This window comes from Vibrio sp. OPT46 (genome assembly GCF_015163535.1).
In the GTDB taxonomy this organism is placed as follows: Bacteria; Pseudomonadota; Gammaproteobacteria; order Enterobacterales; family Vibrionaceae; genus Vibrio; species Vibrio alginolyticus.
Genome location: NZ_JADDYG010000236.1, coordinates 18,263 through 32,525 on the forward strand (window position 1 = coordinate 18,263; position 14,263 = coordinate 32,525).

The following is a 14,263-nucleotide window of genomic DNA, read 5'->3' on the forward strand; positions in this document are numbered from 1 at the left end:
CAACGCCACTGGGTATTGCAGTAGGTTTGGCATCATCAGAGCAACACGGTCACCCTTTTGCAGTTTTAACTCGTTTTGCAGATACGCTGCGAATGCGCGACTACGCTCTTCCAATTTACGGAAGGTCATAACCGAGCCCATGTTCATGAATGCTGGTTGGTCTGCATATTTTTGTACAGACTGTTCAAACATTTCTACCAAAGACTCATATTGCTCTGGATTAATGGTTTCAGGTACGTCACTTGGATAACGTGAAAGCCATGGTTTATCCACGATGTTACTCCTCGTTTATAACTGGCTAAAAAATAGCGTCCTTTTTATTTTGAAAGCTATTACAGCACAGCGAACGTGCTTGAGCACGCAACTCTCAAACACTTGTTTAAATTTTGTTAACTACACCAAGAATTCGCGTTGCGACCTCGAGTATTTGCTCTAAATGACAGTGATGACCACCCTTGACAGAAACCACTTGCGGTGGGTTCTCTCCCCAATCAGCTTGGTTAGATGGTAAATTCTGAAATCCTTGATCGCCTAATACAATCAAATGAGGACAACGTATTTGGCTGGTAATCGAGTTAGCATGCGCTTGCGCCATTCGGTAAAGCGACGCACATTTTAACTTGGCGTCATGCCGCCAATACCATTTATCTCCTCGCTGCTCTGTTCCACGCTCTACTATCGGTAGAAGCTGCTCAGCGGTTAATTGGTTGGCTTGCATGCGTAATTTTAACGCCAGATCGAAGGAGGCAATGGCTCGCTCTGGCTTGTTTTGCTGTCTTATTCGACTTAAAACGCCATCGCGAAGACGAGGCAAACTGTTAGTAGGATCCTCATGAAGAGGTCCTGCTCCCTCAATTTGCACAAGAGCTTCGACCTGCTCTGGAAACGCTGCACTATAGCAACTTGCGATTAAAGCACCAAGTGAATGCCCTACTAATATCAGTCTGTTTGGTGATAATTCGTCCAAAAACTGATACAAATCGGCAATATAGTCGTGAAAGGGGTAATAATTATCGTGAGATTTATGACTCGATAAACCGTGACCAAAATGATCGATGGCTAGGAGGTGTAAGTGAGGATTAAGTTGATTCAACTGCTCCATGAGCGCTTTAAAGCTGCCCGCATTATCTAACCACCCATGAAGAAAAACGACTGACAAGTCAGCCGTTTTCTCGTTCCCTATCTCAAGGGCTGCCATTTTGCCGGCAGGAAGCTCGAATTGACGCTCATGCATCGCAGATTATTTGACCTGTTTTATCACTTTACCGTCTTGTGGGAAATCATTACGCCACATGCGGCAGTTAATCGAGTAACATGGGTAAAAGTAGGTTGGCGAGTCATACATGCGTACACGTTCTTCAATTTTCCATAAACGGTACCCTTCCCCCTTTATTACCGGGAAGATGTAACCGTGCTCACCGATCTTTCCTTCTTCTTCCCCTGCTCCTTTGCCTACAACCGTCACCAAACGGCCTTCACTAAAGGCGACAGGCTCTAAATAGCCATCAAAATAGGCGACAAAACGCCCCGTAGGCTCTTCATCGATATCAGGTTTACCAGACTTACTGATAGGAAGGTTTACAATCTCTAGACGCGTTTTATCTTTAAAGTTATCCACTTTAGCGATGATTCCACCAAGGCGAACATCTTCACTCACTTGCCCCTGAGACTCAGCAAAAGCTTTATAGTCTGTAACGACCAATTCTGTGCTTGCATTTAGCTCCTCAGGCAACGAGCTACACGCAGACAAACCAACCGTAGCAAATAATGCGAGAAAAAACCGTCCAAAAACCTTCATAAACCACCTTTCAATATTAGTAACCCCAAGCTGGGGAGATCTCACACGTAAATATCGACACCAAGTAATTGAGCCAGTTCCTCTTTTTTAGCTCGATTCATGACATCCATGTACTGCTCCATTGCTTTACGTGCGCCCCCTTCAGGAAGGTCATATTGCACTTGAGCTCGGTGAATTTGGGACTCATCCACGTGTTTTATGGAGTGCGCCACGGCGTTAGCAACCTTTGAAGGCTGACCTACAGGCTGCTTTGTTTGTGATTTATTTACCGGCTTCTTTTGACTGGCTTTATTAGTGCGATTTGCACCGGGAATCAAAGAAGGAGGCAAGCCATTAATCGACGCCATAGCACTCCATAAAAATACAGGGCAAACGCCCTGCTTTTTGTCAGGTTAATGAAAAACGGACTATTCGCGACCAGGAAGTTTTTTCCATGTCACATTATCACGTAAATAAACAGGGCTCGAATCTTCGACCGGCACGATATTACCCTTTTTAAATTCTTGTTCAGCAAGAATCACGATGTCTTGTGAATCAGGGTACAGAACGTCACCATGCGTCAAATTAAACGGTAGGCCTGCTAATACTTCTTGGTAAGCATCCCAACCAGTACCTGCTGTCGTCCACGTTTTGTCGTCTGCTTGTGCTTCTTCAACGAGACGTGCTGGTGGAATTACGCACTCTGCATCCATCCCTGCCCACTCACCGTTTGCTTGGCGAGTGTAACGTGCCCAGTAAACTTCACCCATACGTGCGTCAATAGCCACAGCGACATCGGTCACACCATGTAAGCGATAGCTACCTTGAGCCATTGCAGCCAGCGTTGAAACGCCGATCATAGGTAAGTCAGCACCGAACGCCAAACCTTGTGCGATACCAATACCGATACGAACGCCAGTAAAGCTACCTGGACCACGTCCAAACGCTAACGCATCCAGCTCTTGTAGAGTCAGGCCAGCTTCTTTGAGTACTTCATCAACCATTGGCAGTACTTTTTTGGTGTGATCGCGTGGTGCAACCGCGCTACGTGAAATCACTTGATCATTAGCCAACAACGCAACTGAACAGTTTTCAGTCGCTGTATCGATAGCAAGAATTTTTGCGCTCATTTAACTCTCTACAACTTTCATTTATTGGGTTATGCCTCAGCACTTGCGTCTGTGACAGATTGTTCTGCTTTCAGGAATGCTTTGATTCCATCTAAGTCTCGCGTCCTTGGGATAGGTGGTAGGCTTCCGAGGAAAATACCACCATAGTCTCGCGTGACGAGGCGATTATCACAAATGATCAACGCACCGTGATCCTTCTGATCTCGAATTAATCGCCCGACTCCCTGCTTTAACGTAATCACTGCATCCGGGATTTGTACTTCAGCAAATGGTTCACCGCCACGTAATCGACAATCCTCGATACGGGCTTTGAGTAACGGATCGTCAGGGGCGGTAAACGGTAATTTGTCGATAATAACACAGCTCAGCGCATCACCTCTAACATCAATCCCTTCCCAGAAAGCGCCCGTCGCCACGAGTAAAGCGTTACCCAGTTCCATAAACTCCGCCAAGGTTTTCTGCTTACTCATCTCCCCTTGCATTAACACAGGCAGCTCAAGTACTTCTCGGAACTTCTCACCTAGTTCACGCATCATGCTGTGCGAGGTACATAAAAAGAAGCAGCGACCATCATTTTCTTCAATCACCGGAGCAAGCATTCGGACTAACTTATCCGCTAAGCCGTTACTGTTTGGCTCTGGCAAATACCTTGGCACACAAAGGCGCGCTTGCTTTTGATAATCAAAGGGGGACGGCAGAGAAAATTGCTTTGTAGGCTTGAGGCCAAGGCGCTCAGTAAAGTGCTTGAAATCGCCCGATACGGCTAGGGTTGCTGACGTGAAAATCCAAGCGCCTTGTTTAATCTCTATTTGCTCATGGAACTTGTCCGCGACAGAAAGAGGCGTAATGTGCAGAGCGAAATGACGAGGCGAGGTATCGTACCAGTATGAGTAACCGGTAATATCGACATCACATACCCGGTCGATACGGCCTTTGATCAAATTTGCTCGTTCAAAGGCGGTATCCAGTAATTGACTGCGCCCTAAGGCTATTTTGAGTACATCAATCGCCAATTCGAGGCTGTCAGTTAAGCGCAATAATTCTCGCTTAATAGAACCTGATTGCAACGCCTCACGCCAGTTGCCACGAAAGCCTGGCTCACCCAATACAATCCGCATGTCCATTGCGCTTTGCATGAGTTTGTCGCCCACTTTTTGCAATTGACGCATATCTTTGGCTTCGGTGCGATAGGCTATTTCAATGTCTTTGGCAAGATCGTGAATTTGGCGGCTTGAAACTGACTGGCCGAAATATTCGCTCGCAATATCTGGCAACTGATGAGCTTCATCAAAAATAAACACATCGGCTTCTGGAATCAGTTCACCGAATCCTGTTTCTTTGATCGCTAAATCAGCAAGAAACAAGTGATGGTTCACTACAACAATGTCGGAATCCATGGCTCGCTTACGCGCTTTCAATACAAAGCAATCAGTGTAGCTCGGACATTCTTTACCTAAACAGTTATCATTGGTTGAGGTGATAGTCGGAATGATCATGCTGTCTTCTGGCAGATCATCACAATCACCAAGGTCACCTGTTTTGGTTTCTGATGACCAAGCACGCACTTTAACCAGTTGAGTTAATAACGTCGGGTCAGATTCATTAGTGTGGCTTTCGACCATTTGGCGGCTCAAACGATCCAAACACAGATAATTAGAACGCCCTTTTAATAACGCCACTTGGCCATAAAAACCAAGCGCATTGACCATGAGCGGTAAGTCACGATGGTACAACTGCTCTTGCAAGTTTTTCGAGCCTGTACTGATGATCACTTTTTTACCGCTTAACAGCGCAGGGACTAAGTAGGCGAAGGTCTTACCGGTTCCGGTTCCTGCCTCCACCACCAACTGGGTTTGATCTTTGATCGCACTGCTGACGGCTTCCGCCATATCGATTTGTGGCTGACGAGCTTGAAAGCCAGGAATGGCCTTACCTAACGCGCCATCAGAGGAAAAAGTTTTTGCGATCATGCTTGGTATTGAGTTTGAAAAATTATCGAGAGTATATCAGAGGAATAGGAGTGACATCAGCCCACAATCTGACCAGCTTGCGGCGACACGCGGATATTTTGTTGAAACCAACGTAAGAATAGATTATTTATGGTGAAACATGGCAGTACAGTTACACCCGCCAGGGAATAATAACAAATTCGTACGCTAAAATATTAATGCATGGAAGTACCTGATTTATGGAAAAGAAAACACTGTTGACCCACTGTTCTGACGCCCCGGGTCTCATCTCGAAAATTACTAATATCTGTTACAAGCACCAACTCAACATCGTTCACAATAACGAATTTGTTGATAATACCAGTGGCCACTTTTTCATGAGAACGGAGTTGGAGGGGTACTTCAACGATCAAACGTTTCTTGCCGACTTGGACCAAGCTCTCCCGCAAGGTGCTAAGCGTAAATTGGTTGGCTCTCGCCGTAAGCGCATCGTCATTCTCGTCACAAAAGAAGCGCATTGTTTAGGCGATATTCTGATGAAAACCTACGATGGAAGCCTAGATGTTGAGATCGCCGCTGTGGTGGGGAATTACGACAAACTGCAAACTCTCACTGAACGCTTCGACATTCCTTACCACCATGTGACCCATGAAAACCTTAGCCGTGAAGAACACGAGCAGAAGATGCTAGAAGTGATCGATCAATACGATGCTGACTTTTTGGTGCTAGCTAAATACATGCGCGTATTAACGCCGACGTTTGTTGAGAAATATCACCACAAAATCATTAATATTCATCACAGCTTCTTACCTGCTTTTATTGGCGCGAAGCCATATCAACAAGCTTACGATCGCGGTGTGAAAATCATCGGTGCAACAGCACACTTCGTGACTAATGATTTAGATGAAGGGCCGATCATCAAGCAAGACGTAATTCCTGTCGACCATACATTCAATGCCCAAGATATGGCGCAAGCGGGACGCGATGTAGAGAAGAACGTATTGAGTAAGGCTTTGAATAAAGTGATCAATGACCACGTCTTTGTTTATGGGAATAAGACAGTGATCCTTTAAGTTCATCGCTTTTGAATGAAAGAAAGGGTTGCTCATTTGCAAACCTTTCTTCTTTCTAGTCGTTCAAAACTTGCTTATTCAGCCTGCTCAGACTCCACAATACGCTTAAGTGAATGCGGGTGCAGTTTGATACAAATGTCTTGGTACTTAAACGCCACCGTTGGGTTGTTCAAGCGTTCGCCATCCCCTTTCGGGCTCGACAGTTTGATCTTCACACCCAGCTCTTCCAACTCATTAAAACGCGCCCCAAACGCTGGGTAAGTGTGTTTCAAATCAGCAAGAAACTCGTCTGCAGTTTCGGCATGAGACGGAATAACAAACTCCACATGTTCCCAGCTTTCAGTTGAGTAGATTTTGCCTTCCGCAGGGTATGGCAGTTCCAGACACTCAATCTTCCAGCCACGACTTTCCAACGCTTTATCGAATTCGATAACGATGATTGGGCGACCGTTGATTTTCGCTTGTGAAATCACCTTACCGTATTGATTCCATGCTTCATGCGCGGCTTTTGCTGTTTCAGTATCATTAATTCGCAGCGCAATATGGTCAGCTTGAGCAAAGCTCAGATCCAGTTTTAACAGGGATGCAAGCTCTTCAATCTTCGCCATAAATGCATCCAGATCTTGGATCATCAATTTAGGCGCTAGGCGTTTTTCAACTAGTTGAGTCGTCATTGTGGCTCTCTTTTGGGGCGATTTATCTCATTACTCTGAGCGCAATAGTAAACTCAAACCAAACCACATTTCCATTCAATCGAAAAAGTATAAATTTCCCCAATTCCTCTCTGTATGAAAAGCAATAAAGTTGTTATCATTAGCCCCATTTTTGTGAACTCCAACAGAACTCGGCACTTACTTCGCCGAGTTCTTCGTCCTTGAATTGAAGGAAACGCGTGTGAATATCCAAGCACTTATTAATGACAAAGTATCTCAGGCTCTAGAAGCCGCTGGCGCACCTGCAGGCAGTCCTGCGGCAGTACGCCAATCAGCAAAGCCACAATTTGGTGACTACCAAGCAAACGGCGTAATGGGCGTTGCTAAAAAACTGGGTACTAACCCACGAGAATTTGCACAGAAAGTACTGGATGTTCTAGACCTAGATGGTATTGCAAGCAAGACAGAAATCGCTGGTCCTGGTTTCATCAACATTTTCCTAAGCGAAGAGTTCCTAGCAAAACAAGCGGAAGCAGCACTGGCTGACTCACGTCTTGGCGTTGCAGCAGACGAAGCTCAAACTATCGTTGCTGACTACTCTGCACCAAACGTAGCTAAAGAAATGCACGTTGGTCACCTACGTTCAACCATCATCGGTGATGCGGTGGTACGTACTCTTGAGTTCCTAGGTCACAAAGTGATCCGTGCGAACCACATCGGCGACTGGGGTACTCAGTTCGGTATGCTTATCGCAAACCTTGAACGTGTACAACAAGAGTCTGGCGAAGTTTCTATGGAGCTTGCGGACCTTGAAGGCTTCTACCGCGAATCGAAAAAGCTGTACGATGAAGATGAAGACTTCGCAGTAAAGGCGCGAAACTACGTTGTGAAACTGCAAAGCGGTGACGAGTACTGTGCAGAAATGTGGAAAAAACTCGTTGATGTAACCATGATCCAAAACCAGCGCAACTACGACCGTCTAAACGTGTCACTGACTCGTGACGACGTGATGGGCGAGAGCATGTACAACGACATGCTTCCTAAGATCGTTGCAGACCTAAAAGAACAAGGTCTTGCCGTTGAAGATGATGGCGCGCAAGTTGTATTCCTAGATGAATACAAGAACAAAGATGGCGAACCAATGGGCGTTATCGTTCAAAAACGCGATGGCGGTTTCCTATACACAACAACAGACATCGCATGTGCAAAATATCGTTATGAAGAGCTAAGCGCAGACCGTGTGCTTTACTTCATCGACTCACGTCAACACCAGCACCTAATGCAAGCTTGGACAATTGTTCGTAAGGCAGGCTACGTACCTGAGTCAGTATCTCTTGAGCACCACGCGTTCGGCATGATGCTTGGTAAAGATGGTAAGCCATTCAAGACTCGTGCGGGTGGTACCGTTCGCCTTGCCGACCTTCTAGATGAAGCAGAAGTTCGTGCAGCACAACTGATCGAATCTAAAAACCCTGAGCTGGATGCGGAAGAAAAAGAGAAGATCTCTAAAACAGTTGCAATGGCAGCGGTTAAATACTCTGACTTATCTAAACACCGTACGACTGACTACGTGTTCGATTGGGACAACATGTTAGCGTTTGAAGGTAACACAGCACCATACATGCAATATGCATACACTCGCGTAGCTTCTATTTTCGCTAAAGCTGGTGTTGCTATGGACGCTCTCCAAGGCGACATCAAAATCACTGATGAGAAAGAGAAAGCACTTATTGCTAAACTTATGCAGTTCGAAGAAGCGGTTCAATCTGTCGCTCGCGAAGGCCAACCGCACATCATGTGTAGCTACCTATTCGAACTAGCAGGTCAGTTCTCTAGTTTCTACGAAGCGTGCCCTATCCTAGTTGCTGAAGACGAAGCTGTGAAACAAAGCCGTCTGAAACTAGCTGCGCTAACAGCGAAGACCATCAAGCAAGGTCTGTCTCTACTAGGTATTGATACTCTAGAGCGTATGTAATCCGCTTTTACGTAGGTAGCTTAAGTAGCACAAGCTAAATGATGACAAAGGTTGACGTGAAAGCGTCAACCTTTTGTTTTATCTGGCGTATACTGATGTCATTCAATTCAAATCGGACAACATAATGAGTTTTGAACTGCACCCTCAACTGGCAAAAGACACCACCGTTATCGGCCACTTCCCACTGTGTGTGGCGCTTCTGCATAAAGATAACGCCGTGCCATGGGTTATCTTGGTCCCTAAACGTGCAAACCTAAAAGAGCTTCACCACTTGCCAATGCAAGAACAGCAACAGTTTTTGCTAGAGTCTCAAGCGGTAAGCCAAGCACTGGAAGCAACATTCCGTCCAGACAAGCTAAACCTTGGTGCGCTAGGTAATATGGTGCCACAGCTGCACATTCACCATATTGCTCGCTTCAAAGATGACGTAGCATGGCCGGGACCGGTTTGGGGTAACACCAAAGGTGAATTCCGTACAGAAGAAGAGCAAAACGAATTGCTTGGTCGCATTAAAAATGTGCTGTCACTGAGTTCTATTTTCCAAAAAGCATAAGCACTGCTAGCGAAAATAATTCGCCTTTGAATACGGCTGAAATAGACAGAGAAAGATTAATACGTATTTGTAACAATCTTTCTCATTTTTCTGGGATTATCACTAAAATAAAACTTGTTTAGACTACCAGCTCAGTTAGAGAGGGTCATCATGAAACAAGTCTTCAACACATTCCGATACGTCAGCTGGATCGCCATTATCTGTTCTATGGCTGCTTCATTCTTGCTTTTTCTTATGGGTGCAGCAAAAACCTATTCGGCATTTGCGGTCTTCATTCTCAATCAAACACCTCCAGAAGCACTCGCACATTTAGATAAAGCAGACATCGCGATCGCTTATTTGATCAAGTCACTGGATACGTTTCTTGTCGCACTAGTTTTGTTCATCTTTGCTCACGGCATCTACACACTATTTATTTCCAACAAAGCTAAAGCGAAAACACAAGAGCAGTCGGTTTTGCATTGGATCAGAACCCCAAACATCGGCCATCTAAAAAACATTTTGGCTGAAGTCATCATCGTGATCTTGTTTGTGAAGTTCTTAGAGCTCGTGCTGATTAACTTCGACAGCTTAGATTGGACGATCTTAACATTACCTATTTCGATTTTAGTTTTAAGTCTTGGTTTAAAGTTCCTAGAGTTAGGCGCGACTAAACACTCTGAAGAACATTAATTTCGCTGTATTCACAAACAATAACCAGCAAAATAAAAGCCGCATCATTGCTGATGCGGCTTTGTCGTTTTTACGTGATAATTTTTAGGTGACTAATTTTGATAGTCGCTACATGGTGACTGTCAGAGACAAACCATCTTGTTTAGTCACTGAGTAGCGAACACGAGTCACGTCATGAGCTTTATTAGTGTCGACTAGGCGGCTAATTTTGCCCTTCTTAATCCACACGTTTAACATCGCGTCGGCGCCATCTTCACTCATCCCAAACTGTTTAGCCAGATCTGACTGGGAGACGGTTCCTTTGTCTGCAATGTATTGATAAAGCTCTTTTAAAATCATGCTACTTGCGCCTCTAATGCACCGTTTTGTTTCTTACCAACTTGTTTGAACACACGGTATGTGCCAAAGAAGATAGCTACGATCACAGCCATCCAAATACCACTTGTTACTGGGCTATCTGCGAAATGCGTCAATTGGTTGTAGAACGTCGCACATAGGTAAGCCAAGCCCATTGTCCAAACCGCGATAAAGCGTGCGAACTTATGACCAAACTCACGTACGTAAGCACCCATCGCCGCCACACAAGGAGTGTACAGTAGGATAAAGATTAGGTAAGCAAATGCGGCATTGCCAGAAGCAAACTGCGATTTAATGTTACCGAAGATAGAAGCATCGACTTCTTGTTCTTCGGCAACGGCATTTGAGTCAGTTAAGTCACCCACTTCAATGCCTAGTGGATCTGAGTAGCTCAAACCGGCTAAGTTTTCAGGGATACTCATTACTGCCTCTTCTAGGCTGCCCATTAGATCAAATTCTGCGTCTTCACCGTCACTTGGCGTGGTGTATAGACTGTTAAGCGTACCAACTACCGCCTCTTTTGCGAAGATACCGGTAATGATACCAACCGTCGCTGGCCAGTTATCTTCTTGAACACCGATTGGCGCGAATACTGGAGTTACAACTTGCGCAGCTTTAGAAAGCACCGAGTTTTCGCTGTCTTCATTACCAAAACTGCCATCAGTACCCAATGAGTTGAAGAAACTCAGAATAGCAACAACGATAACGATGGTTTTACCTGCACCAAGTACAAAGCGCTTTAGCTTTTGCCAAGTTTTGATCACCACGTTTTGTAGCGTCGGAAGCTCATAGTCTGGCATTTCCATTACTAGGCTATCACTGCTACCTGGGTAAAGCGTGTGCTTAAGGAAAAGACCTGTGAAGATCGCTGCCACAATACCAAGTAGGTAAAGTGCGAATACAATGTTCTGGCCAGAACCTGGGAAGAATGCCGCAGCAAATAGCGCGTATACAGGCAGACGAGCACCGCATGACATAAATGGCGCCATAGATGCAGCCAGTTTACGCTCACGTTCTTGGTCTAGAGTACGAGTTGCCATGATTGACGGTACGTTACAGCCAAAACCAAGAACCAACGGTACAAATGCTTTGCCCGGTAGGCCGATCTTCTGCATCACTTTATCTAGTACGAATGCTGCACGAGCCATGTAACCTGAGCTCTCAAGTACCACTAGGAACAGGTACAAACACGCGATAACCGGAATGAAGGTTGCAACCGTCTGGATACCACCACCGATACCATCAGCAAGAACCGTCACTAACCACACAGGCAAATGACCGTCTAACAAGTGATGCCCACCATCAACCAACAATGCGCCCACACCAATGTCAAAAAAGTCGATAAATGCACTACCGATGTTAATCGAGAACATAAACATCAGGTACATAACAACAAAGAAGAAAGGAATTCCAATCCACTTGTTCAAAATAAACTGGTCGAGTCTTTCAGTCACACTACGACTTAACTTGCCTTCGCTTCGGCGAACTTTTTTACACTGTTCATGCAGATGCGTGTACTTAGTATCCGCGACATGCAAATCGATATCCAAATCTAACGTCGTAATGACTTCCAAGACTTTGCTTCTATCAATATCAGAAAGACTATTGAGCACCATTGTGTCTTTTTCAAGCGCACGAATCGCTAGTGCACGATGAGCGACGTTTTGGTCATTAAAAAGTGCGGAAACCGTTTGAATTGCCGACTCCATCTTCTCACCGTAATGCAAAGACAATTCTTTAAGTGGCACTCCTTGAACGATGGATTTATGGAGCTTTTCTCTAAACTCTGCCACTTGAGTTTTATTGGTTGCAGATAAACTGACAACCGGACAACCTAACGTTTTCTCAAGCTCTGCAACGTTAATCATCTGACGTTCACGCTTTAGCGCATCCATCTTGTTGAGGACAACAATCATAGGGCGACCAAGTTCGCGAAGTTGCAGCGTCATATATAAGCTGCGCTCTAAACTTGTAGCATCCACCACGTTAATAATGAGATCAGCAGGATGAGTTAGAACCGCACGCGATGCGATGGATTCATCAATACTATTACTATCATTACCACTGTCTAATGAGTAAATACCCGGAAGGTCAGTGAGCAAAAACTCATCCCCAGCATGCTTGAATTGTCCCGTTTTCTTTTCAACCGTGACGCCTGCCCAGTTACCAACTTGCTGTTTTGCGCCAGTTAAACCATTAAATAGCGTCGTTTTACCACTATTAGGGTTACCTACGGTTAGCACTTGATATTGCATTACACTCGCTCCACTTCAATTTTCTGAGCAATTGTTTCTCGCAATGCGACAGACACACCACGGACTTCGACTTGTAAAGGATCGCCCATTGGCGCACGTCGAATCACTTTGACTTCTGTATTGGGAAGCAGCCCCATTACCATGAGTTTCTTTCTGATATCTGATGAAAGACCATCTAACAACCGAATCGTCACCGTATCGCCAGGATTAATCTCTGATAACTTCATAGTGGCCCTTAAGAGTATTGCTAATGAGAAATATTATTATTTAATAAGTTTAGGTTGCCAATATTACTCCCCTATACCCCTTCAATCCTTGTGTGAAATCAAAGATTCCGTAAATGTTTTCACGCTTTCAAACGTTAACTTCGTAAATTTCCTCTCGTTATTTACGTCAAAATTAACAATTAAAAATGACACCTAACGAAACAAAAATGTCACAAACCAAGATAGAAAACAAAAAATGCAAATTAAAACAGTGGGTTAATTAAAAAACAAAACGTTGTCGCTTTTCTCATATAAACATGGCGTTATTTTTATAAGAAAAATAAGTAACCTCTCGTATAGTTACTCCATCGAGAGGGCAACCTCTCTAATAAATTCCAGAGGTGGCATGGCAACATGTCACTCCGGCAGCAAGCGAAGGTGTCCTTGACACCCGTGGTATAGTCCCCCCGGCTATACCACGATATTTTTTTCACCTCTTTCAAAACTTCTTTACCTTATCCATCTTTTCAACACAGTTTTCGTTTTCACGAATGTCGCATGCCATCACTCCCCCAAATGAACAACGCTCTTTTGATACAGCAATACAACTGTCATTTATTTGTTGCAACTATCAGTAAATCATTCTCTTGAAGCCATTTATGCTTATTGCTATGAACATCGCGACTAACAGATAGAACGTGATCGTGCTTACGTGTTGAGAATGGATTTGTAGGCTAGATGTGATGAAGAAACAATGAAACTTACTGCGTTAGCAACTGCAGCAATAATAGAGCACTGTATGCAGCTCCCCAGCATCTTAACTATTAATTAGGGAGCGTATAATGAAGGTTTTCTAGTTAATTTCTTGGCTTTCTTGAGTCAAAGCAAACTTGGAAGGGGGCAAACCAAAATGCAGCTTAAACTTTTGGCTAAAGTAAGATGGATCATTAAAGCCACAGTTAAAGGCGACTTCACTGATTTTCTCACCCGCCAATAACTTTTCACACGCCGTTTCCAAACGAACCTCTGTGACATAGTCTTTTAACGTTCTTGACGAGGCAGATTTAAAACGTCTCTGCAAAGAGCGTTCAGACATATACAGCATTTTAGCGGCTGACGCAGTGCCAAATTCAGGATCATGGTAATGCTCTGCCACTAATTGATAGACTTTTTGCAACCACTCTTTCTCTGGTGTGACTTGATCTTCTGCAATAGTTACAGGATTGAGTTCTTGCTGCGGTTCATCCAGATAACTACTTTCCTTCGCAGATGGCCATGTAATCTCGACTTTGTTTTGAGCATCAGAAGAGAAGACAGCCAAATAACCACCACTCGTTGTCACTAGTTGGGCAAGGTGGTCAATACTCAACTCAGAGTGATTTAAGTTAGATGGAAGCCCAGTCGCGACTTTATTAGGTAATTGCGTCCCGTAATCAAGAAAGCTCAATGACACAATATCATGTCCCTCTTCTAGCATAATTCTAACCGTTTGACCTCGGAAAGAGCGCTTGATGATATTGGCAAAAATGCTATTGAAAATAACATCAAGATTAAAACTTTCCAGAGCAACCCGGCTCTGCTTGCTCTCATCTTCTAGCTCTACCAAAATACCCGCTTTTGCAAAGTCATCTTGCCATACATCAACCACTGACTGAGTTATCTG

15 protein-coding genes are annotated in these 14,263 nt (G+C 44.5%); 4 read left to right on the plus strand and 11 right to left on the minus strand.

Translation table 11 applies throughout. From position 1 onward, the window contains the following. The 6 genes from IQR33_RS09585 to IQR33_RS09610 form a co-directional block, all read right to left on the minus strand. Positions 1-273: AMP-binding protein (locus IQR33_RS09585; protein ID WP_193843670.1), on the minus strand; the 273-nt coding region annotated here is incomplete at its 3' end. A gap of 106 nt (positions 274-379) precedes the next feature. After that, complete coding sequence (locus tag IQR33_RS09590) at positions 380-1,234, minus strand: alpha/beta fold hydrolase (protein ID WP_005382215.1); 855 nt, start codon at positions 1,232-1,234, stop codon at positions 380-382. 6 nt (positions 1,235-1,240) lie between these two features. Further along, positions 1,241-1,798 carry a Slp family lipoprotein gene (locus tag IQR33_RS09595; protein ID WP_005382214.1) on the minus strand — a complete coding sequence of 186 codons (558 nt, stop codon included), beginning with the start codon at positions 1,796-1,798 and terminating at the stop codon, positions 1,241-1,243. Positions 1,799-1,839: 41 nt separating this feature from the next. Next, the gene (locus IQR33_RS09600; RefSeq protein ID WP_005382213.1) at positions 1,840-2,145 is read right to left on the minus strand and encodes a hypothetical protein; all 306 of its coding nucleotides are present in this window, start codon (positions 2,143-2,145) and stop codon (positions 1,840-1,842) included. Between the two features lie 60 nt (positions 2,146-2,205). Next, positions 2,206-2,907, minus strand: coding sequence for a tRNA (adenosine(37)-N6)-threonylcarbamoyltransferase complex dimerization subunit type 1 TsaB (gene tsaB, locus IQR33_RS09605; RefSeq protein ID WP_017634804.1), 702 nt, complete (start codon positions 2,905-2,907; stop codon positions 2,206-2,208). Between the two features lie 29 nt (positions 2,908-2,936). After that, on the minus strand, positions 2,937-4,877 hold the full coding sequence (locus IQR33_RS09610; RefSeq protein ID WP_005382210.1) for an ATP-dependent DNA helicase: 1,941 nt from the start codon (positions 4,875-4,877) through the stop codon (positions 2,937-2,939). 218 nt (positions 4,878-5,095) lie between these two features. On the opposite strand from IQR33_RS09610, the gene purU reads away from it, so the two are divergent. After that, on the plus strand, positions 5,096-5,929 hold the full coding sequence (gene purU / locus IQR33_RS09615; protein WP_005382206.1) for a formyltetrahydrofolate deformylase: 834 nt from the start codon (positions 5,096-5,098) through the stop codon (positions 5,927-5,929). 74 nt (positions 5,930-6,003) lie between these two features. Here the strand turns inward: purU and IQR33_RS09620 are convergent, their stop codons facing one another. Continuing rightward, the gene (locus IQR33_RS09620; protein WP_017634806.1) at positions 6,004-6,603 is read right to left on the minus strand and encodes a VOC family protein; all 600 of its coding nucleotides are present in this window, start codon (positions 6,601-6,603) and stop codon (positions 6,004-6,006) included. A 220-nt stretch (positions 6,604-6,823) separates the two neighbouring features. Here IQR33_RS09620 and argS point away from each other — a divergent pair, with 220 nt between their 5' ends. The 3 genes from argS to IQR33_RS09635 all read left to right on the plus strand — a co-directional run bounded on the left by argS (position 6,824) and on the right by IQR33_RS09635 (position 9,782). Continuing rightward, positions 6,824-8,557, plus strand: a complete 1,734-nt coding sequence (argS, locus tag IQR33_RS09625; protein WP_005388349.1) for an arginine--tRNA ligase — start codon at positions 6,824-6,826, stop codon at positions 8,555-8,557. A 124-nt stretch (positions 8,558-8,681) separates the two neighbouring features. Continuing rightward, positions 8,682-9,110 carry an HIT family protein gene (locus IQR33_RS09630; RefSeq protein ID WP_005382194.1) on the plus strand — a complete coding sequence of 143 codons (429 nt, stop codon included), beginning with the start codon at positions 8,682-8,684 and terminating at the stop codon, positions 9,108-9,110. A 150-nt stretch (positions 9,111-9,260) separates the two neighbouring features. Next, the gene (locus IQR33_RS09635; protein WP_005382193.1) at positions 9,261-9,782 is read left to right on the plus strand and encodes a YqhA family protein; all 522 of its coding nucleotides are present in this window, start codon (positions 9,261-9,263) and stop codon (positions 9,780-9,782) included. A 108-nt stretch (positions 9,783-9,890) separates the two neighbouring features. Here IQR33_RS09635 and IQR33_RS09640 read toward each other — a convergent pair whose 3' ends face one another. The 4 genes from IQR33_RS09640 to IQR33_RS09655 form a co-directional block, all read right to left on the minus strand. Further along, complete coding sequence (locus tag IQR33_RS09640) at positions 9,891-10,121, minus strand: FeoC-like transcriptional regulator (RefSeq protein WP_005382192.1); 231 nt, start codon at positions 10,119-10,121, stop codon at positions 9,891-9,893. Next, on the minus strand, positions 10,118-12,394 hold the full coding sequence (gene feoB, locus IQR33_RS09645; protein WP_193837655.1) for a Fe(2+) transporter permease subunit FeoB: 2,277 nt from the start codon (positions 12,392-12,394) through the stop codon (positions 10,118-10,120). The genes IQR33_RS09640 and feoB overlap by 4 nt, the downstream gene beginning before the upstream one ends. Continuing rightward, the gene (locus IQR33_RS09650; RefSeq protein WP_005382190.1) at positions 12,394-12,621 is read right to left on the minus strand and encodes a FeoA family protein; all 228 of its coding nucleotides are present in this window, start codon (positions 12,619-12,621) and stop codon (positions 12,394-12,396) included. Before IQR33_RS09650 ends, feoB begins: the two co-directional genes overlap by 1 nt. An 832-nt stretch (positions 12,622-13,453) precedes the next feature. Continuing rightward, positions 13,454-14,263, minus strand: an 810-nt coding sequence (locus IQR33_RS09655; protein WP_193843671.1) for a helix-turn-helix transcriptional regulator, incomplete at its 5' end; no start/stop codon positions are given.